Annotated in this window: 16 protein-coding genes; 11 read left to right on the forward strand and 5 right to left on the reverse strand. The window is 41.6% G+C overall.

The genetic code is table 11. The features are described from left to right. Window positions 1–6: 6 nt before the first annotated feature. Window positions 7–1,560 (forward strand): capsule assembly Wzi family protein, encoded by a 1,554-nt coding sequence (locus QUE03_RS15335; protein WP_286262819.1) that lies wholly within the window; start codon window positions 7–9, stop codon window positions 1,558–1,560. 23 nt (window positions 1,561–1,583) lie between these two features. On the opposite strand, the gene QUE03_RS15340 is transcribed toward QUE03_RS15335, so the two are convergent. After that, the gene (locus tag QUE03_RS15340) at window positions 1,584–2,621 is read right to left on the reverse strand and encodes a CDP-glycerol glycerophosphotransferase family protein (RefSeq protein ID WP_286262820.1); all 1,038 of its coding nucleotides are present in this window, start codon (window positions 2,619–2,621) and stop codon (window positions 1,584–1,586) included. Between the two features lie 454 nt (window positions 2,622–3,075). On the opposite strand from QUE03_RS15340, the gene leuA reads away from it, so the two are divergent. The 5 genes from leuA to QUE03_RS15365 all read left to right on the forward strand — a co-directional run bounded on the left by leuA (window position 3,076) and on the right by QUE03_RS15365 (window position 9,280). Beyond that, a complete protein-coding gene (gene leuA, locus QUE03_RS15345; RefSeq protein ID WP_286262821.1) occupies window positions 3,076–4,689 on the forward strand; it encodes a 2-isopropylmalate synthase in 1,614 nt (537 codons plus the stop codon). 76 nt (window positions 4,690–4,765) lie between these two features. Further along, window positions 4,766–5,890, forward strand: a complete 1,125-nt coding sequence (gene leuB, locus QUE03_RS15350; protein WP_286262822.1) for a 3-isopropylmalate dehydrogenase — start codon at window positions 4,766–4,768, stop codon at window positions 5,888–5,890. Window position 5,891: 1 nt separating this feature from the next. Then, entirely contained in the window at window positions 5,892–7,286 is a 1,395-nt protein-coding gene (gene leuC, locus QUE03_RS15355) for a 3-isopropylmalate dehydratase large subunit (protein WP_286262823.1), read from the forward strand. A gap of 10 nt (window positions 7,287–7,296) precedes the next feature. Next, a complete protein-coding gene (gene leuD, locus QUE03_RS15360; RefSeq protein ID WP_286262824.1) occupies window positions 7,297–7,893 on the forward strand; it encodes a 3-isopropylmalate dehydratase small subunit in 597 nt (198 codons plus the stop codon). Window positions 7,894–8,050: 157 nt separating this feature from the next. Next, window positions 8,051–9,280 (forward strand): cyclic di-GMP phosphodiesterase, encoded by a 1,230-nt coding sequence (locus QUE03_RS15365; protein ID WP_286262825.1) that lies wholly within the window; start codon window positions 8,051–8,053, stop codon window positions 9,278–9,280. A 15-nt stretch (window positions 9,281–9,295) separates the two neighbouring features. Here the strand turns inward: QUE03_RS15365 and QUE03_RS15370 are convergent, their stop codons facing one another. Further along, complete coding sequence (locus tag QUE03_RS15370; RefSeq protein ID WP_286262826.1) at window positions 9,296–10,915, reverse strand: AAA family ATPase; 1,620 nt, start codon at window positions 10,913–10,915, stop codon at window positions 9,296–9,298. A gap of 114 nt (window positions 10,916–11,029) precedes the next feature. On the opposite strand from QUE03_RS15370, the gene QUE03_RS15375 reads away from it, so the two are divergent. Both QUE03_RS15375 and QUE03_RS15380 read left to right on the forward strand, forming a co-directional pair. Continuing rightward, complete coding sequence (locus QUE03_RS15375; protein ID WP_286262827.1) at window positions 11,030–12,292, forward strand: multifunctional CCA addition/repair protein; 1,263 nt, start codon at window positions 11,030–11,032, stop codon at window positions 12,290–12,292. Between the two features lie 193 nt (window positions 12,293–12,485). After that, complete coding sequence (locus QUE03_RS15380; RefSeq protein ID WP_286262828.1) at window positions 12,486–12,674, forward strand: hypothetical protein; 189 nt, start codon at window positions 12,486–12,488, stop codon at window positions 12,672–12,674. A 221-nt stretch (window positions 12,675–12,895) separates the two neighbouring features. On the opposite strand, the gene QUE03_RS15385 is transcribed toward QUE03_RS15380, so the two are convergent. The 3 genes from QUE03_RS15385 to QUE03_RS15395 form a co-directional block, all read right to left on the reverse strand. Continuing rightward, the gene (locus tag QUE03_RS15385; protein ID WP_286262829.1) at window positions 12,896–14,497 is read right to left on the reverse strand and encodes an N-acyl-D-amino-acid deacylase family protein; all 1,602 of its coding nucleotides are present in this window, start codon (window positions 14,495–14,497) and stop codon (window positions 12,896–12,898) included. 20 nt (window positions 14,498–14,517) lie between these two features. Next, window positions 14,518–15,645, reverse strand: coding sequence for a M14 family metallopeptidase (locus QUE03_RS15390; protein ID WP_286262830.1), 1,128 nt, complete (start codon window positions 15,643–15,645; stop codon window positions 14,518–14,520). 122 nt (window positions 15,646–15,767) lie between these two features. After that, window positions 15,768–18,617 carry a TonB-dependent receptor domain-containing protein gene (locus tag QUE03_RS15395; RefSeq protein ID WP_286262831.1) on the reverse strand — a complete coding sequence of 950 codons (2,850 nt, stop codon included), beginning with the start codon at window positions 18,615–18,617 and terminating at the stop codon, window positions 15,768–15,770. Window positions 18,618–19,008: 391 nt separating this feature from the next. Here QUE03_RS15395 and gltS point away from each other — a divergent pair, with 391 nt between their 5' ends. From gltS to dgcN, 3 genes are all read left to right on the forward strand, one after another. Further along, on the forward strand, window positions 19,009–20,220 hold the full coding sequence (gltS, locus tag QUE03_RS15400; protein WP_286262832.1) for a sodium/glutamate symporter: 1,212 nt from the start codon (window positions 19,009–19,011) through the stop codon (window positions 20,218–20,220). Between the two features lie 57 nt (window positions 20,221–20,277). Then, entirely contained in the window at window positions 20,278–21,162 is an 885-nt protein-coding gene (locus tag QUE03_RS15405) for a LysR family transcriptional regulator (protein WP_286262833.1), read from the forward strand. A gap of 119 nt (window positions 21,163–21,281) precedes the next feature. Then, window positions 21,282–22,280: an N-acetyltransferase DgcN gene (dgcN, locus tag QUE03_RS15410; protein WP_286262834.1), complete on the forward strand. Its 999-nt coding sequence runs from the start codon at window positions 21,282–21,284 to the stop codon at window positions 22,278–22,280. The last annotated feature ends 2 nt before the right edge of the window (window positions 22,281–22,282 follow it).

The following is a 22,282-nucleotide window of genomic DNA, read 5'->3' on the forward strand; positions in this document are numbered from 1 at the left end:
CAGTTGATGTTTAAAAAGATAAGAAAAACAAAGTCAGTTCAGTTTCGTCTTGCTATTACTACGGCAATTATTTCGCTATGCCCGGTGGCGCATGCGAGCCCTTGGGTTGATACCTCAAATATCTTTTTAAGAGCGAACATTCAGCAACTGGCTGATGCAGGTATCATTAAAACACCTGTAACCACCTTTCCACTGATGTGGAATGATATTGCCAAAGATCTAACAACATCATCAATAATGTCGCTCCCTGACGACCTTTCTCCTGCCTATCACTACGTCAGGCACCAGCTAAAATTAGCAAAGAAAAACAGAAAATCAGTCAAAGCCAATTTAGCCAATCAAGATAAACGCTTCACTAGCTTCGGCGAAGAGTTTCGTGATAAAAACAATATTCAAGTGAATACCTCATTCTTGACCGATCGTTTTGCGTTTAAAATCTCTACTAACTACACCAACTCACCTAGTGACGGTGACGAAATACAGCTTGACGGTAGCTACGGCGCCTTCTTCATCGGTAACTGGGTTTTTACCGCAGGCATGCAAGACAGGTGGTGGGGGCCGACATGGGACAGCAGTTTAAGTTTAACCAACAATGCGCGCCCTATCCCAGCATTAACATTATCACGTAAATCAGCGATTCCACTTACGGTTCCATTTACAGAAATTGATATTCCATGGACAGTCACCACTTTTATGGGGCAAATGGATGATAATCGAGTTGTTAACGACACTTTACTTTGGGGCTTTCGCTTAAATTTTAAACCTACAGAGCAACTTGAAGTTGGTGTAACTCGTCTTGCGCAATGGGCAGGAGATGGCAGACCTAGCGATTTAAGTACCTTTATTGACGTACTCAAAGGTTTAGACAACTGTGGAGGTACTGGCCCAAGTGAGGAAGAATGTGCCGCAGGACAAGAGCCGGGCAACCAACTAGCGGGTTATGACATTCGTTATTCAATGGCTATTTTCGATCATCCATTTGCAGTTTCATTCACGTCTTTTGCTGAAGATGGCGACAGTAAGGGTGGTTTGAGTATTTTAGGTGAAGAGCGCTACCAAATTGGGCTTGAATCACAACTGCATGTTTTTAACCAAGCATGGAAAGTATACATAGAAGGCGCAGACACCTATGCTACTTGTCGAGACGGACGAAATGGCCCTGGGGATAGTACCGTTGGTGATTGTTACTACGAACATCATATCTATCAAACAGGTATGCGCTATAACGGTAGAAGTGTTGGTAATTTATATGAAAACGACGCCACTTCTTTAGTCGCCGGTGCAATTTCACAATCTAACAGCAACACACAAGTTGAACTTAAGTTTCGTTGGCTCCAACTTAATAAAGACAACCATGACAAAGCGCCAGAAACAGATAATATCGGCAACACATTAACGTCCATTGCTGAAAACCTATTGATGGTCAGTGGTAAAGTACAACATAGCTACCGAAACTGGCGATTTACTCTCGGCTCTGACATTAGCCAATCAAGTTATGACAACGATCTTGATGATGACACCAATTTTAACATCTACGCTAATGTAGAAGTTAACTTATAAGTTAGCTTCTGCCTAACGATGTCTTACCAACGCCAATAGTTTAGTTTTTTACGTACTTTAAAATTACGCAATAAATTCAGAGGCTTTCGTTTCGCTGGCAGGTTTTTACCTTGCATCAGCTCATCGACAGCAGCCAATACCCGCTGTGACGACTGACCGTCTTTATACGGGTGAGTTTCACTAACAAAGTGCTCAATTGATGCCATTAAAGGATTAGGTTTGCTCAAGGCAAATTCAATGCTTTTTTCTAACTTTTCAACGTCATCAATATCAATCAAGTGTGTTTTAGGGTTTGAATTTTTAAAAGTCACCACAGGTTTACTAAGCAATAAAAACATACTAAGTACAGAGGAGGTATCACACACCATGACATCAGCTTGTTGCAGTAACGGTATAACGTTATCTGTTTCGACAAAAGTCAAATGTTCACCTTGGATTGCTTTATACTTATCAACCGTTGAGGCAGCCATTTTCGGATGAAACTGCACTATCCAGCGCCAACGCTGTGTTGCACTGAGTTTCTTTACCGTTTCGAACACAGTTTCAGCGCAGCTTAACTGCTTGGAGAAGGTTGAACATAAGAGTACAGTTGGTCTTACACCTGCTTGCTGCTCAGAAAAATCATAAAGTGGATCAATGGCTGGCCAGCCAGTTTCTTTGACACTGAAATGCTGCAATTTTTTGGAAAGCTTGGCAAATGTTTCAGTGGTGTTTGGCCCCTGGGTACAGTAAAGATCAAAGTGTCCTCTAATGTTAAAGTGCCCTCGAGTATTTGAACGCTTTTCAACGTTAAAGCCATGAAAAACAGCAACTTTAAAGCCAGGAATAAAATGAGGTACATTGTTTCCTGGCACAAAGGTCGCGTCAGGGGAGTAACTCATCACATCCTTAATCGACATTAGCCTGTCTTCATCTACTTTTAGGTAATCAAGGTTGACTTCATTGCCGCTTAAAAACCACTTAACCTGTTCCCCCCTCGCCCTAATAGCCGTCTGCAAAGGACGTAAAATTGCAAAGGAGTAATTCTGAGAGACATAAAACAGGTATTTTCTAGTGGACATAATGTATTGTGATTGCAAAAAATTAATGGTCTTTGGTTAATATCCAAAAGTGCACAGCAACAAAGGGTTATCAACATGCTTTTTAATGTTCGTTACTATACTGCACTTTCATCCGTTTAAAAATTCACAACTGATGTATTCGTTAAATATCACAGAAAGACTAACATGCTTTCATTAATATACGCTATTTTGATAAATTCAATTGACAAACCGAATTCAGATGCGCTATTAATAGAGCACATACTCTTTTAAGAAATAATAGATCAGCAAATGTTGAACGCTAAACAAGCTAAATTAATTAACCTCCTCGCACTCATTATGCAGCGCGGGTAGCTTGTTATTATTTAAAAGAAAATAAAGAATAACCTAAAACCCGCAACATCTTAGCGGGTTTTTTTATGCCCGTGTTTTATCAGTAAAGATATAAGCGAATGGAATTGTTAGAGGAAATAACATGGGCAACAACACAGATATTATCACCAACTTAAATGGCACCAGCGACAAAGACCGTGTCATTATTTTTGATACCACATTAAGAGATGGTGAACAGGCACTAACAGCAAGCTTGTCCGTCACCGAAAAGCTTCAAATAGCACAGGCAATTGAACGCTTAGGCGTTGATATCATCGAAGCTGGCTTTCCTGTATCTTCACCGGGTGATTTTAACTCTGTTCAACAAATAGCGAAAACGGTAAAAAACTCGATAGTGTGTGGGTTATCACGAGCTGTTGAGGGTGACATTAAAGCGTGTGCAGATGCCTTAAGTGTTGCTGACCAATTCCGAATCCACACTTTTATTTCAACCTCTGACGTACACGTACAACAAAAACTAAAAAAAGATTTTAGCGATGTCGAAGCAATGGCTATTCATGCGGTTAAATATGCGCGCCGCTTTACCGACGATGTCGAGTTTTCTTGTGAAGATGCAGGCCGCACGCCAATTGATAATTTATGCCGCATGGTTGAACAAGCCATTAAAGCAGGGGCAAGTACCATTAATATCCCCGATACTGTCGGTTACACCTTACCTAATGAATTTGGTGGAATCATTGAAACGTTATACAACCGCGTACCTAATATTGACAAAGCGATTATTTCGGTGCATTGCCATAACGATTTAGGGTTGGCCGTAGCCAATTCGATGGCTGCTATTCAAGCAGGAGCCCGCCAAATCGAATGTACTATTAATGGTATTGGCGAACGTGCCGGTAACTGCTCATTAGAAGAAGTGGCGATGATCATGAAAACAAGACAAGACTTGTTGGGTGTTCATAGCAATATCAAACACCAAGAGATTGCCCGTACCTCAAAGTTAGTTTCACATTTATGTAATATGCCGGTTCAGCCAAACAAAGCGATTGTTGGTGCAAATGCTTTTAGTCACTCTTCAGGAATTCACCAAGACGGTATGTTAAAGGCGAGCAACACCTATGAAATCATGACGCCTGAAAGCGTCGGTATCAGTAAGACGAAATTAAACCTAACTTCACGAAGTGGCCGCCATGTCATTAAGCACCGTATGGAAAGCTTAGGTTATCAAACGGATGACTACGATTTAGATACCTTATACCAAGATTTTTTAAAGCTAGCAGATAAAAAGGGTCAAGTATTCGACGATGATTTAGAAGCCTTATTGTACAACATTCAGCAACAGGAAAAGCAAGTACATTACCGCATTGAAGACTTAAGCGTGCAGTCAGGCGCAGGGCATTTTGCTACTGCTGGCGTGAAGTTGGCCATCGGTGAGCAAGTTGAAATTCAATCCGCCACAGGTAACGGTCCCGTTGATGCACTTTATCAAGCAATTAAAAAAGCCGTTGATGAGGAATTTGAAGTCAGTGACTACAAAATTTCAAATAAAGGCGCCGGCGAAGATGGCTTAGGTGTTGCCGACTTGGTGGTTAAGTTCAATGGCAGAAACTTCCACGGCTATGGCATCGCCACTGACATCATTGAAGCGTCGGGGCAAGCCTTAGTATCAGCATTAAACGCCATTCAGCGGGCGAAACAGATAGCAAGCTTACGTGAACAACGCCAACAGCAGCCGCCAAAGTCATCTGTAATATAACGCGTAAATAGGCGTTAATGGCATAAACGAAAGACATTACGATAAAAATTTAAAACTCCATAGGATAAGTAAACTCATGTCAAACATAGCAATTTTAGCCGGTGACGGTATTGGCCCCGAGGTCATGGCTCAGGCCAAAAAAGTACTAGCCACCGTTGCCGATAAATTCAATTTCCCAATCACCATGACCGACTACGATGTTGGTGGTTGCGCTATTGATAATCATGGTCAAGCGTTGCCTCAATCAACGATACAAGGCTGTGAGCAAAGTGACGCGATTCTTTTTGGCTCAGTCGGCGGTCCTAAATGGGCTAATTTGCCACCAACAGAACAGCCTGAACGCGCCTCTTTATTAGGTCTACGCGGGCATTTTGGCTTGTTTTGTAATATGCGTCCGGCAAGTTTACAAGCAGCTATGTCTTCGCTTTCGCCTTTGCGCGCTGATATATCAGAGCAAGGCTTTGATATCCTTGTGATGCGCGAGCTTACTGGCGGAATCTATTTTGGTGAGCCTAAAGGGCGACACAATGCAGGAACACCTGAAGAAGCTGGCTTTGATACCATGATTTATTCACGTGCAGAAATCACCCGTATTGCACGACTTGCATTTGAGGCAGCGCAAAAACGTAACAACAAAGTGATTTCAGTTGATAAAGCCAATGTGCTACAAAGCTCGGTTTTGTGGCGTGAAGTGGTCAATGAAATTGCCCAAGAATTTCCAGATGTAACACTTGAACATATGTACGTTGATAACGCTGCGATGCAATTAGTTCGCTACCCTGATCAGTTTGATGTCATGTTATGTTCAAATCTATTTGGCGACATTTTGTCAGATATTTGTGCGATGATCACAGGCTCAATGGGCTTACTACCGTCGGCAAGTTTAAATGAAAATGGTTTTGGCATGTATGAACCTGCCGGGGGAACCGCGCCAGATATCGCAGGTAAAGGCATTGCTAACCCCATCGCACAAATCCTGTCTGCCGCATTATTATTAAGATATAGCTTAAACCAAAATGAAGCCGCTTCAGCCATTGAAAAAGCAGTAGCAAAAGCGCTGGATGACGGACACTTTACTCGTGACTTACTAACAACTGAGTCGGCACAATCAGCCAAAAGTACCAGCGAAATGGGTGACATCATTTGCGACAATATCCGCGCAATGACAGTAAACCAAAATGACAACTCAGAGGAACACTAACATGGCATCTACTTTATATGAAAAATTATGGCAGCGTCATTTAGTTGAAGAAAAAGAAGGCGAAACACCGCTGATTTATGTTGATCGTCATTTGATCCATGAAGTGACATCCCCACAGGCTTTCGCCAATTTAAAGTTTCATAACCGTCCTGTACGCAAACCTGAAAAAACGATTGCGACGATGGATCACAATATTTCAACACGCTCCATTGAAATAGATGCTGCTGGTGAAGGCGCTGCCAATCAGTTACGTACCTTGGAAAAAAACTGTAAAGAGTTTGGCGTAAAACTATTTGGTATGGGTCATGAAAACCAAGGTATTGTTCATGTTATGGGGCCTGAATTAGGTATTACACAACCAGGCCAAGTCATTGTATGTGGCGACTCCCATACCGCTACACACGGTGCATTTGGCGCTCTGGCATTTGGCATTGGTACTTCTGAAGTAGAGCACGTATTAGCTACGCAGACCCTACGCCAAACCAAAGCGAAAACCATGAAGATTGAAGTTAAAGGCCATGTAGGTGTTGGCATTAGTGCTAAAGATATAATCTTGGCGATCATTGGTAAAACAGGCAGTGCTGGCGCAACGGGGTTTGTTGTTGAATATTGTGGCGAAGCAATTACGGCTTTATCAATGGAAGAGCGAATGACGGTATGTAACATGAGCATTGAGTTTGGTGCAAAAGCCGGTTTAATCGCCCCCGACGCAACGACTTTTGACTACCTTGAAGGTAAAGAATACGCGCCTCAAGGTGATGACTGGAATAGAGCAGTTAGCTCGTGGAGCGAGCTTAAAACTGATGATAATGCGACCTTTGACGAAGTGCTTACTCTCGATGCAAAAGAGATCAAAGCACAAGTAACATGGGGCACAACACCTGGCCAAGTCACGTCCATTGATGCCATTGTTCCTTCTCCCAGTGATTTTGAATCGGCTGTCGAGCAAGAGTCTTGCGCAAAAGCATTGGCCTATATGGGGTTAACAGCTGGTCAAAAAATTACTGACATTGAGGTCAATAAAGTCTTTATCGGCTCATGTACCAACTCACGTATTGAAGATTTGCGCGCTGCGGCGAGTATTGCGAAAGGAAAGAAAGTATCAGATGGCGTCGATGCTATTGTAGTACCGGGTTCATATCGCGTACGTGCACAAGCTGAACAAGAAGGGTTAGCAAAAATATTTGTTGAAGCTGGATTTGAGTGGCGCTTACCGGGTTGCTCGATGTGCTTAGGCATGAATGATGACAAATTAGCTGAAGGTGATCGTTGTGCATCAACCTCAAACCGTAACTTTGAAGGTCGTCAAGGACGAGGTAGTAGGACTCATTTAGTCAGTCCTGAAATGGCTGCTGCTGCCGCTATCGCCGGCCATTTTGTCGATTTAAACGCGTAAGGAATTTCTAATGGAAAAATTTTCAACACACCAAGGTTTAGTCGTCCCATTAGATTTTGCTAATGTCGATACTGATCAAATTATCCCAAAGCAATTTTTACAGAAAACTGAACGCGTTGGTTTTGGTCAACATCTGTTTCACGATTGGCGTTATTTAGATGCTGCGGGGAAAGAAGACAACCCAGAGTTCATCTTAAATGCACTAAAATACCAAGGAGCAAGCATTTTACTTGCCCGTGAAAACTTTGGTTGTGGTTCGAGCCGAGAGCATGCTCCATGGGCATTACAAGAATATGGCTTCAAAGTCATTATCGCGCCAAGTTTTGCTGATATCTTTTATGCTAATTGTATTAATATCGGCATTGTTCCAATTAAACTTTCAGAAGAAGAGATTAATGCACTGTTCATCCAAACACAGTCTGAACAAATTGAGCCAATGGTTGATCTGCCTAACAATACGCTAACCGTTGGTAACAAGAGCTATCGTTTCTGTTTAGATGCCTTTCATCAATATTGTCTAGAAAATGGCGTTGATAGCGTGGGCTGGACCTTGAACAAAATAGACACAATTAAAGCATTTGAAAGCACACTGCCCAGTTGGAGTTAGTTTTTCTAGCTAAGTGCAATACGTCAATGTGTTGCACTTTTTCCTTTTCCGATTTTATATAAAACTTTTCAAGAAATTTGATCCTCATTTTTTAAATGCTATTCACTAGACTATTATTAACAAGAGTCCCATAACATCTAATGGTTCAACAACTTAAATGGCTTCTAACGCAAACGCTTCAAAATCAGAAAAAATTTCTCTCTCAAAATTACGCCCAGGCATGTACGTCTTAGCAGTGTTTAAAAAAAATAAAGACGTATCGATAAAATCAGAAGGCTACATCATAAATACGGCCGCCATAGATAAACTTAAGGATATAGGTATAAAGGAAGTCGTTGTCGATCCTACCCGAGAAAAGAAAAAAGATAAAATTGATCGTGTTATGCCTGACATTACCCCCTCTCCAGTGAGAAAAGAAAAGTCATCAAAACCTAAAAAAGTACCTTTAGACGTCGAGATGAAAAAAGCGAACAAGTTATATAATGACGCTAAAGTCCTTCAAAGTAAGCTGTTAAAAGATATTTCAAAAGGAATCTCCATTGATATTGATGAAGTTAAAAACAGCTCAGACGCAATTGTTGAGTCTATATTTAATAACCAAGACGCCTTGTCATGTATGTCTCGATTGAGAATGAAAGACGAGTATTTAATTGAGCATTCACTCAATGTTTCCATTTTAATGACCATATTTGCTAAACATTTAGCAGTTGACCGAGAAATCATTGAGCAACTTGCTCTAGGAGCGTTTTTACATGACATTGGCAAAATATTAGTGCCATCAGAAATACTCAACAAACCGGGAAAACTGACGGCTGATGAATATGATGTGATGAAGGAACACGTGAATTCGGGCGTAGGGGTATTGAATGATTTACCGAATATTTCATCGATAACCAAAAGCACGGTCAAAGAACATCACGAGCGCTTAGATGGCAAAGGTTACCCCGCGCAATTAAACAGCGAGCAAATTTCTCAATATGGACGAATGATTGCCATTGTTGACAGTTATGATGCGATGACTGCAGAGCGAGTGTATAAAGCCGGCATGTCACCAATTAAGGCATTCAAGATTTTGGTCAAAGATGCACCTAATAGTTATGACGAAGAATTAGTTGATAAATTCATTCAATGTCTCGGTGTGTACCCTATTGGAACCTTAGTTAAACTCAATAGTGGTAAACTTGGTTTAATAAGCCAACTGAATAAAAGCCGCCCACTGCACCCTTATGTGAAAGTGTTTTATAACACACGGCTCAATCAGGCGATCCCTATCGAAGAAATCAATTTAAAAGAATCGAAATACAAAGATCAGATTGACTGTTGTATTAAACCTGAAGATTTTAAACTGAACCTTAAGGCTTTCTTCAACGCAGCTTTTCTTAACTGATTATATTGCTTTGGATTACCACGAAGCGAGCGCCGGTAAACTAAATTGTTCTCCTTGGAAAACCAAGATAACTTTTTGTGGTAAAATTTTAACCAACTTTACACCATCACCAACAATATCGCCTTCGTAACGTTCACGGCCATTCACTTTAACAAAACCACCGCCATCGCTGGCATAAATATGCATATCAAATTGTAAATTCGGAACAGCACCTTGAAAGCTATTTGGCATGTCCGTTAACGTCCTCACTTCACTGGTGTCAAAGACTTCATTCTGTTTTGATTGTGGCGTTGTGCTCGCGACCTCTTCATTAGAGGCATCAACCGCTGACTGAAACTTCGCTAACAATGACTCTGGTGCTCCTTCTACTTTACTCAAGTCAAATTGCACTGGCGTCTTAGGCTCACCAGAAAGAACATGCTGCGCAGGCTCTTCCATCCGCTCTGTTGTTAACAACGGCTCACTAATTTTTTTCGATTCAATGCTCTCAGGAGAAATTATGGTTTCAGCTGCTTGTTGATTTAGCTGAACAATCTGAATTGATTCAGACTCTTGATTTTCAATAATTGGCCCTGATGAGGTAGCAGCGTTTTCTAAACTTGATGTCGAAACTTGACTACTCAGCAATTGAGTCTCATTTGTGCTGTTCTCTTGTTTCGTTCTTTCAATGACAGACTGTTCAACATTATTTTGATTAGCGCTATGGGCTGGATGAGTACTGCTATCCTGCCCTAACCAATAACTTGTTCCTGCAACGCCAACCATAAAAGCTAACAAGATTGTCATTTGAATATTCCGATGAGCCCACCACGGCTGATATTGAAACTCAGGGCCTAACGCCTGCGCTGCCGCTTGAACAATGATTTTTTTGTTTACTTTTGATTGATTTTCACCGTAGGCGATCGATAGTGCGCGATCACACAACAAGTTGATGATCCTCGGGATACCTTGTGATATTTGATGGATCACACCAATGGCTTTTTCACTAAACAAAGACCGATGACAATCGGCCACTCCTATTCGGTGTTTGATGTAATGTTTTGCTTCCTCTTTTGTTAATGGAAGTAAATGATAACGGGCGGTGATCCGCTGAGCCAGTTGACGTAAATCACGTCGCTGTAATAGCTGCTGAAGCTCAGGTTGCCCAATTAATATCACCTGCAACAATTTTTTGGTGTTGGTTTCTAAGTTGGTCAATAACCTTAATTGCTCTAACACTTCCGGTTGCAGATGCTGTGCTTCATCAATGATAAGAATGGTATTGATATTGTCCGACTGATTTTTCAGAAGCTTATCTTGGATTTTATCGGTTAAGTACTTCAGCGTTGCCCCTGTTTTCTTGTACCTGACCTTAAGCTCATCACAAATAGTAGCAAGTAACTCCAAACAAGATAACGTTGGGTTTAAGATGAATGCTACCTGTGTGTTTTCAGGTAGTTGTTCCAACAAACAGCGACTGATCGTGGTTTTACCTGTACCGACTTCTCCGGTCAACAAAACGAAACCGCCGGTGTCACCTAAACCATGGGTTAAATGTGCTAACGCCTCACGATGGCGATCGCTCATGAACAAATATTCAGGATTAGGGGCTATGGAAAATGGAATGTCGCTTAAGCCAAAAAAATTGGTATACATGGGTAATTTTAATCAATGAAAATAGCTCGATTGAAACTACTAGGATACGTGAAAGAAGTCAAAGTTAATCAAAGCTATGGTAAGCTATGCACTTAACTCAAGATGTAACATTCAATGCAAACGACAATTTCAATAAACGATTTAGATACTTATTTAGTGGGTGGCGCCGTACGAGACAAGTTACTTAACCGCGAAGTAACCGAACAAGATTTCCTCGTCATCGGCGCTACCGCAGCGCAAATGCTGTCACTAGGTTTTACTCCTGTAGGTAAAGACTTCCCAGTCTTTTTACATCCGAAAACAAAAGACGAATATGCACTTGCTCGAACAGAGCGAAAGCAAGGTCAAGGGTACACAGGGTTTGTTTGCTATGCTGAGCCTGATGTCACCATAGAGCAAGATCTATTACGCCGTGACTTAACCGTCAATGCCATGGCACAAGATAAAGACGGTAATATCATAGACCCCTACAACGGCCAACAAGATCTAAGCGATCGTATTTTACGCCACGTCTCTGATGCATTTGAAGAAGATCCTCTGCGCGTATTGCGCGTTGCTCGATTCGCTGCTCGCTACTATCAATACGGTTTTAGCATCGCGTCTGAAACGCTTGAGTTGATGAGCAAAATTTCAAACTCTGGTGAGTTGGCAACGATATCAGCTGAGCGCATTTGGAAAGAAATGCAGCGCAGTTTGACTGAGCCCAACCCTGAAGTATTTTTTGAGGTACTAAGACAGTGTCAAGCGCTAGAAAAAATTTGGCCATCGCTTGACGCGCTCTGGGATGTACCAAATCCAGCCAAATGGCACCCTGAAATTTGCACCGGTGTTCATACCATGATGGTGCTAAAATCTGCAGTAGAAAAAAGCGGTGCGACAACGATTCGTTTCGCGGCGCTTTGTCACGACTTAGGCAAAGGGCTCACCCCTCAAGAGAGGTTACCTTCACACCCAGGCCATGAAAAAGCGGGATTGGATTTGGTGGAGCAAATCTGTAACCAATTAAAAGTCCCCAATCAATATAAATCCTTAGCATTAAAAGCGTGTGAATATCATCTGCATTGCCATAAAGCTTTTGAACTAAAGGCCACAACGATATTACGCATGTTTAATCAACTGGATGTTTGGCGCAAAGTTGATGAATTTGAAGACTTTCTTGTTGTTTGTCATGCTGACTTTAATGGACGGTTAGGCAATGAGAAAGCGCCTTATCCTCAGCGAGAATTTTTATCTGAAATATCAGGTGCTTGCCGTAAAATCCAAGCACGTCCTTTTGTCGAACAAGGATTTAAAGGGAAAGACATAAAATTACAAATAGAGCAGGCACGACTAGCTAAGATTGTTGAGCTAAAAGAGGAACTCGAAGATAGAAAATAAACACGATAAAAATCATACAGTAAATGCAGCTCCCTCAACTGTTATCAGTAACATTAATCACCTAAGTAGAGGCTAAATCCAGCTCATAACCTAATTTTATGATCTAGTGACATTTTGTTACTGTTAAATGTGCAAATATCGAGCGATGATTAACCTAATTCAGATTTACTTTAATCACTTTAGGGATTGCGATATGAACATCACACACGAAAAAACAGGTGTTGCGGCACAAGAAAGCGAACATGAAAGCGAAATCATCCATGATGTTAACGCGACTAATAATCGCCAAGCATTCACCGTTAGCAAGAACAAAAACATCAGTAAGCAGCTTTTTAAGTTAGTCGATACGGTAACGCCAAACTACGTGCTAGGTTATAACTAAACACCAAAGCATATTTGTATATGGAATGAGTAACCTTGCTACAAATTACGTTATCGAGTCGAATCATTTACCTAAAGTGATAAGCTAGAGTGTATTGGTAATTTTTTATTGTGTCTTAGCCAATTGATAAAGCGGTGATGATAAAACATTAGCGCTTTTGAAATATACCGATATTCAATGTAGTTCTGCACAAAGTTCAAGTCCCCGTTAGCTCATAAGCTTTAGTGCACAAATTTCCCAACTAATTTGTCTTGATATTTTCCATGTTCAATCACCACAATTCCGTTAACCACCACATGACTTACACCCGTAGAATAGTTATCCCACTTTGAAAAATTTGCATTAGCCACAAAACTCTGTGGATCGAAAATAGTGATATCTGCTTGGTAATCTACGGCGATTTTACCCCGTGCTTTTAGCCCTAAAATATCAGCGGTTTTTGTCGCACTATTATAAATAAATTGATTTATCGACAGTAATTTTTTATCAACAACATATTTTTTGAATTTTTGTGGAAAACTAGCGTATTTTCTTGGATGACCGTTGGTGCCGTCTGAAGACGTTACGACCCAAGGCTGCACCATAAACCGTTCAACATCTTCGCCATTCATATTAAACGATGCAATGCGCACATCACCTTGTTGCACTAACACTTTGGCAGTATCTACAGGCGACATATTCATCTCTTCTGCCAAGTCTTGTAAGTTCTTACCGATCAAAGTTGTATCTTTAAAAGCAGTGATCACCAATGACGTAGGCCCACCACGTCGACGAATATTCTCCGCAATTTCTTGCTGTAATTGATCACTAAGCGCCGGATCATTCAATCGTTCATAGAACGCTTGCTTTGAATCCGCCATCGCCCACTTAGGCATGATAGCACTGTGCAATTTAGTGCCCGAAGCTAACCAGGGGTACTGATCTGCAGAGATGCTCATGCCTGATTTTTTTTCATTATTAATCAACTCAATGGCTTGTTTGCTTTGTCCCCACACATCAACTCCTAGCGCTTTGATGTGTGCAAGGTGCAAGTGAATATCGGCATTTTTCGCAATATTAATTGCCTCTTTGAGGGCGGAAATAAAGCCAATATTAAAGGTGCTTTCATCGCGCAAATGGGTGTCGTAAATGCCTTTATACTGGCTTGCAACCTTTGCTAAGCGGATCACTTCTTCGGTGGTCGCATAACTTCCTGGTACATAATACAGACCACTTGATAACCCAAGTGCCCCTTGCTCCATCGCCTTTTTAACCAGCGCTTCCATTTGCAATAGCTCATCTTGACTAGCGTGACGCTGCTCTCTGCCCATCACCTGCTCACGTATACTACCGTGTCCCGTCAGCAAAGCCACATTTGTTCCAATGCCATTACTTTCTAACACTCTAGCCGTATGGCCAATATCAACAGGCCCTTCACCATCATTACCATTAACCACAGTAGTTACCCCTTGGGTCAAATAATTGAGGTTATGGTTTTTGTCTGAGCTTAATAACTCTTCCATTGTGTGGGTATGAGGATCAATAAACCCTGGACTGACAATATTCCCTTTGGCATCTATCGTTTGCTTTGCATTGAGGGTTTTACTACCGGTTGGAAAAATATCACAAATTTTCTCACCGCAAATGGCGACATCTATCGATTCGAGTCTATTTTCAAGCTCAGTAAAAACACGTCCACCGGTGATCAATATATCAACCTTCTTATCGGTCTTATTTTCAACAGTCATTTTTGTAGCGTTATCAGCACTCGGTGTACAAGCACTTACCGCTAGCGCTGCAATTGTCGTGACTAGGGAGAGAGACAAAGGAATTCGTTTTTTCATAACTGTTTACTTCTATTTTATTAGAGCTTTGGAGAGGCTAGCATGGTTTTCATCAGTTGATTCGCCGCACTATTGGCTAGCTCCTTGATGAAGCCACGTTCGGTTTTATCACCCATTTCATAGGTAATTGCAGGAGCTTTATATACATCAGAAAAATATTGCTTAGACACGCCTTTATCAGGATTATTACCGGGCTGTTGTATTACGCTAAAATCCGGATATTGTTGGTCTAATGCATCTAGCCATTTTGTCACTAGCATTGGATTTTTAACGTCATAATCTTTTGGCATGGTATAGAAAATATCTTTGTGTGTAGAATGGAAATCAACCCCCATTGCTATATTTTCACCCTGTTTTACAATCTGTTGCAGGTATTTATGTACCGTGGCTACTTCATTTTGACTGAAGGTTTTCCAATCACGGTTTAAATCAAAACCATTGGCATTATGCCGCCAATTACCCATGAACACGCCGTCTGGGTTTAAATTTGGAAGCACTAGTATATTAAATCGTTTACGAAACTTAATCGCTAACGGGGTGTCAGCAAGCACGGCTTCAGCAAAAGGCAACAACGCAAGTGCTCCTGTTACCTCAGGTGGGTGTAAACGCCCCAACACCACAAGCCATTCGTTACCCACGCCTTGATATTCAACTTTATACAACGGCCTATTTTGCACTGACCAACCGATGACATCATGCACAACATTGGGTTTTAGTGCCAGCTCTGCGCCCCAGTTATAGTAATCTTTACCTGAAAGAATTTCTTGAGCTGAAACCCAAACAGGTGTTTTACCTACAGAGAGAGAGAACGACAGATGATCACCAGCTACATTATATTCTTCTAAAAGCCACGCCTTGCCATCTAGGCTCTTTTTCGGCGGATATCTATGATTGCCATCAACAACTTTTAATACAATTTCAATGGTTTGCTGCTTAATGCTATTGACCTTAAACGCATACCAAGGACTGTCATTAATGGGGGTGTTTTCTGGTGTTAAATTCAGTAAAAATTTACTGGGAGCCAGCTGCTCGCACGAAGTAAAACGGCCACCTGGAAAATTTTTATCGAAGCTAATGTTTTCAAAATCACAAGCGTAGCTAATGTGGCCAAAGCCAATGAGGAGGCTCAACAAAATAAAACGAAACATAGTGAATACTCTCAGTTAGTTCAAATTTACTAAATACTTGTTCGAATGGGTCTTAAATAAAAATGGCTCGAAAGTCGAGCCATTATCCTTTAGCAATATCGACAACATTTATTCATGTTGTATTAAAATGATGTGCTTAAGTTCATGTAGAAGTAACGACCTCTATTTGAATGTAATGAACCAAAATAGCCGTGAGCAAGTTCATCTGCTAATGGCGGCTCTTCATCACCAATATTGCGTACCCCTAGACGAATCTTACCGCTTGCAAACAAATCATTACCTTTAAATCGGTAGTCCGCATAAACATTGACGCGAGTAAAACTATCAACAGGAAGCTGAACTACTTCGCCATCAACGGTAGCCGTGGTACTTGTGTCAACCACTTCACTGACGTAGTTAGCACTAATGCCAGCGCCCCATTGATTATAGTCCCAATCTAGCGCAACACGTGAACGCCATTCTGGACGCCCATTTTGCTTAACTAAATCACCTGCACCAGCAACGGTTCTGTCTGTCGGCACTGAGGGGTCACCCGCTTCTTGTGCTGCAATTAATTGCGCAGAAATAGGGTCCGCTTCTTGTTCAAATTTATTCAATTTAGCCGCATTCGCAGTAAATTCGAAATCACCAAACTCTGTCTCAATATCGTACACTAAACTGAAGTCTATTCCTTCAATGTTACGAATACCAAGGTTCATGTAATCATTGTTTATTTGAACCACTTCATTGGTAGCTGTATCACGTATAACCGCTTCATTACTAGAGCCCTGACTACGTAATAATGAATCATAAAGTAAATGCGATGAGCCAGGTAAAATACCAACAAGATCTTTTTGCTCAATTTTCCAAGCATCCATTGTGAAAGTGAAATTTTCAACTGGCTGGAACACTAAACCTATTGATGTATTTTCATCATCTTCTGGCTTTAAGTCTGTAGTACCGCTGCGGATGTCAACCACGGCGTAGCTTGAGTCAAGGACTGGGTCAAATAGGGTATTTGAACGAGGTACCCCTTCAGCAGAGACTTGCGGAAGACCAGGTGCTCTAAAGCCGCCTGCATAAGATGCGCGGAAGCTAATCCAATCAGCAGGCTCCCAGAATAACGCCACTTTAGGTTTTAACGCGTCACCGACATCTGAAAAGTCTTCATACCGCGCTGCCACTTGCATTTCAACATAGTGAGAGCCGGAGTCGACTAACGGCACAATAAACTCTGCAAATGCAGAGGTGACATTACGATCAGCGTCGGAATCAGGTGTTGGGCTACTGCCTAACACATCGCTGCCGGACAATACGTTGCCTGTGATGGCGTCAACAAACGGGTTGCTGCCATCAAGTAACGGATCACGATCATCTTCAAAGGTTTCACGGCGGAACTCTACTCCTATAGCTACACCAACATCACCAGCAGGTAATTCAAAGATAGCGCCGTTACTGACTTTAAAGTCTATTGAAGCAAGGCTAGTTTTTGAATCGCGCGACACTTTTGTCATGAATTGATCAATCACACTTTGCGGGTTTAAAGTGCTATCACCTTGATTTGGGTTATTAATGTCACCGCCGGTAAAGATATTATAAGCAAGCGCAGGATCTGTGCTGTTTATCGACGCTTGAAATGCGCTAGCTTGAATGCGGTTTGCTTCATCATTGGTTTCAGCTGCTGTGTAAAATGCAGCCGTTTCCCAATCCCAATCATTCCAAGTACCACGAAGCCCACCAAGAATACGGTAGCTCGTATCGTCAACTTCAACGTTTCTAGGGCCGGTATCAATCGCACGGTAGCTACGTAGCTGGACATCTTCCCCAAAAGGGTTATGCGCCGCATCGGCTGAAATCATAAAACGCTGTGCAGTTAAGTTATGTGTTTGTTCACGTGTACGTTCAGCTTCTGCACGATAGAAAATTGCTTCGGAGAAAAACTCTAAATCATCATTAATTTCATGAGTAAAATAGGTGTAGAAATTTAGTCGGTCGACATCAGACACTAAAGAGCGTGTGGTACCGCGATCAAAACGTTGATCACGAGGAAAACTACCGCTATCGGCACATATACCACCAGCTAAATTTACGACACAACCCGAGCTCGTGTCAGGCTGTAAATGAAAGCGTCCTAGTGAGTCTGACGTGAAGTCCCCCCAAGGCGTTGCCGTAGAACGATTGTCTAACTGAGTATCGCCAATAAATTCTTCTGGTAATCCTGGGTATTCACGTAAATCATGGCTAGCTGAGTAAGGACGTTCTTTGGCCATCATGCCGTCGCGGGTGTAATAGCTAAACGAAGCCGTCAAATGAGACTTACCGTCGTTTAAATCAAAGCCCGTTAAATAACTAAACGTTGTTTCATCAAGTGGTGTTCCTTCAGAGCCACCGTAAGACAAGCTTAATTTATGACCTTCATAATCATCTTTTAGTCGATAATTCACCACACCTGCAACTGCATCTGAGCCATAAATAGCAGCAGCTCCGTCACGTAAGACTTCAAGAGAACGCAATCCAGAAATAGGTAAGGTATTGGAGTTAACTGTTGAGACAGGGACAAAATTTTCAGATTGTGTGCCTGGGTGAGTCACCAGTCTACGACCATTGAGTAGTGTTAATGTATTACCTGAGCCGACACCGCGAAGGTTAATCGATGAGACATCACCTCGAGCATCATTGACACCACCGTTACCAGTAGCCGCGCCAAAATTTACTGCGCCAATTTGTGGAATTGAACGTAGCAACTCATCTCCTGTGACCGCACCGGTATTTTCAATATCTTTTTCTGTCAACGCCGTTACTGGCAATGTACCAATATCTGTTGCACGCTTGATATTCGATCCGATGATACTAATGCGCTCTATTTCTTCAATTGACTCGGTCTGTTCTTCGGCATTGGCTTGATTAATAACAGTTATGTTCGCAGTTAATGCTGCAGCTACACATAAGCTGAGATGTTTTACTCTGTGCTTACTTGTTGTCTTTGTTTTCATAATCCTCACCCTAAGCTGGTTTCTTATAATTGATAGGCCGTATATTCAGCCTTTTTCTTTTGTTAATCTCACCTTGCCGAATTCTGTTGCTAAATACTATTGACAGTTAATTAACACCCCATAACCTAAAGTTATACATTTTTTAACAGTTCATCACGTTAAATAACACTTAGTGTATACGCCAACGACAGTTTCATGAACTTAGCAGCAGCAGCTTTATTGTTATGCATTTGTAACTAAACAAGATACAACCTTAGGTTATGGCATTATCAAGTATTGGAACTGCTTATTTTTACTCGCTCTCTTTACAATCAATAAAATCATCAAAACCGCATAATATGTTCCTTGTTTATGATGACAAGTGAGCGAAACAAGAAGGTTTACGACGCGTATGACACTTAATATCTCCACAACAGAAACACTTTTGATCTCCCTAATCATTCTGTTTTCTGGTTACTTTTTAAACGCCAGAATTTCTTTTTTGAGTAATAACAATATTCCTGAGCCTGTGGTTGGCGGAATTGCCTTCTCGTTACTCTCCGCAATAGCTCATACGTTCTTTAATATTAATTTCAACTTTGATATGGCCTTTAAAGCGCCATTAATGACCATTTTTTTTACCACGGTAGGCTTAGGAGCAAGTTATAGCTTGTTATTAAAAGGAGGGCCTAAAGTCGCACTGTTCTTGTTCATTGCCAGTGTCTACTTGTTAGTACAAAACGCGGTCGGTGTTTCTATTGCCTCGTTAGCGGGTCTTGATCCTTTGATGGGCTTGATAGGCGGCTCCGTGACACTCTCCGGTGGACACGGTAATGGTGCAACCTATTCAGATTTATTTATTAATGAATATGGTATGGCCGATAGCGTTTTTGAACTTGCCATGGCAGCAGCGACTCTTGGACTCATCCTGGGCGGACTTGTGGGCGGTCCTGTCAGTAAGCGGTTGATTAAGAAATATGATTTAAGAGCCGACAAATATGATGAATCCCTAGATAACACCGTAACCTTTGACCCTGAAGATCATGATCTAGTGACGCCCAAAAAGATGATGGAAACACTATTTGTAATATTGATTTGCATGTATTTGGGGCGTATCGGTTATGAAGCCTTACGAGCCATTGATATTGTCCTACCGGCGTTTCTGATCCCACTACTGTTTGGTGTTGTACTGACAAATCTTACCGAATATACAAAGGTTTATCGCATCAGTCGAGCTTGTATTGATCTTTGGGGCACCATGGCACTCTCTATATTCTTGGCCATGGCATTGATGTCACTGAAAGTGTGGGAGCTTGCCAGCTTAGCAGGCCCGATGGTAATGATAATTTTAATACAAGCAATCGTACTTATGCTGTTCGCGTACTTTATTACCTTTCGCATTATGGGCAAAAACTATAATGCTGCCATTATGGCGGGAGGGCATTGCGGGTTTGGCTTAGGCGCCACGCCAACTGCGGTAGCAAACATGGAGTCGTTGGTATCACGGCACGGTCCTTCTCCTCAAGCATTTTTGGTAGTGCCTTTAGTCGGTGCATTTTTTATTGATATCACCAACGCTTTAATAATACAGTTGTATCTGAGTTTTCCATTTGTCACGGGTTAAAGAGACACTAGACGAATTGGTATAATACTGCCTAATAACAAAGAATGAGAAATTACGATGCGTTTGCGACATATAGAAATATTTCATGCAATCTACACGACGGGGTCTATTACCAATGCCGCAAAAATTTTGCATGTTTCACAACCATCAGTCAGTAAAGTACTCTCTCACGCTGAATTGCAACTTGGATTTAATTTGTTTGAGCGCGTCAAAGGCAGATTGATCCCCACTGACGAAGCAGAAATGTTGTTTGACGAAGTTGATAAGATTTATCAACAAATGCGCTCAATAAAAAACACCGCAGAGAACATTAAAAAATCTGAATTTGGTAGTATCAGTATTGGTATTACACCCGCATTAGGCTTCGATGCTATACCGGCTGTGATCGCAGAGCACCAGCAAGATTACCCCAATATCACCTTTGATATTCAAACCTTACACAACAACAATGTCATGCAAGCATTGTTAGAGCATAAATGCGACTTGGCCATATTATTTTCTCCCAATGCTTTACCTGGCACCCATTCTATTCCTATTGCAGAGTCAGAGTTAGTTATTGTTTATCCCAAAGAAAGTATGCCTCATTGTCCGGATAAACTGACTCTAAGTGAAGTATGCGATCACAAGTTTATCGATATCAGTGATAGTGGCCCATTGGCCGATATGCTGTGGACAAGAGTGATGGAAGAAGACATCAAATTCAACTCATCAATCAAAGTACAAACCTACTTTATTGCCGCGAGATTGGTTGCCCATGGTTTAGGTGTTTGTGTTGTTGATAAATATACAGCAGAAGGTAATTTAAGTGACAATGTCGCCATCGCCTCGTTTGATCCACCACTGATCTTTAATGTCAGCGCATTGCACCTTGAAAATCGTAGTTTACCCAAAATAATTGATGAATTCATACCGTATTTAAATCGAAATTTATCAGACACTTAGACTGCAACATAACCCTAGGTTATGACTCATTAAAGCCTTCTCACTTTTAATGAAAATCCACTAAGTTAAGCTCAGGACTAAGAATATTTTTCCATGTGCTTATATTTAGGAATTTCATTATGCAAATCGCTCCTCCATACTTATTATTCATCGGCGATGCCACAGATCACTTATCGATAAAGATGGCACGTGGCGCAGCCGATTGGCGTCCAGAGTTATGTGTCGGTGAATATTCCATTGATGGCTGTACCGTCACTACAGGACTCGAGCAATTAGATATTAAGCAAGCGGCTGCAAAAGGCGCAAAATCTTTCGTATTAGGCTTTGCCAACAGTGGCGGCGTACTTGAACAAAAATGGTTGCCCTACATCCATGAAGCACTAGAAAATGGCATGGACGTTGTCAGTGGTTTGCACGACAAAATGACTGACTTTGATGACATCAGGGCCAAAGCAAAAGCAACGGGGCAACAGTTACTCGATATCCGCCACCCAAAAGCTGAATTTAAAACTGGCACCGGCGTTAAGCGCACAGGTAAACGTTTGTTAACCGTAGGCACAGATTGCTCAGTAGGAAAAATGTATACTTCATTAAGCCTTGAGAAAGCGATGAAAAGCAAAGGTTATAATGTCGATTTCAGGGCCACAGGCCAATGTGGAATTTTAATTGCTGGCTCAGGTGTAGCAATTGATTGTGTCATTTCAGATTTTCTTTCAGGTGCTACAGAAGGTCTATCACCTGATGCAGCGAATGACCATTGGGATATTATTGAAGGCCAAGGTTCGCTTTCTCATCCCGCTTTTGCAGGAGTCAGTTTGGGATTGTTACATGGTTCACAGCCTGATGCGATCGTGATTTGTCATGCTCTTGAGCGAACTCATATGCGAGGACTTCCGGACAGTAAATTTCCGAGTATCGCCAATACCATTGAATTAAACCTACAAGCTGCTAAATTGACCAATCCAAACGCAAAAATTGTCGGCATTACGGTGAATACCTCCATGGTGAGCGTTGAGCAAGGTCGAGCCATATGTCAGCAATTAAGTGAAGAGTTTGACTTACCTTGTGTTGATCCATTGCGTGACGGCACTGACAGCATAGTAGAAAATTTATCATGAAG

The organism is Thalassotalea atypica (assembly GCF_030295975.1).
GTDB lineage: Bacteria > Pseudomonadota > Gammaproteobacteria > Enterobacterales > Alteromonadaceae > Thalassotalea_F > Thalassotalea_F atypica.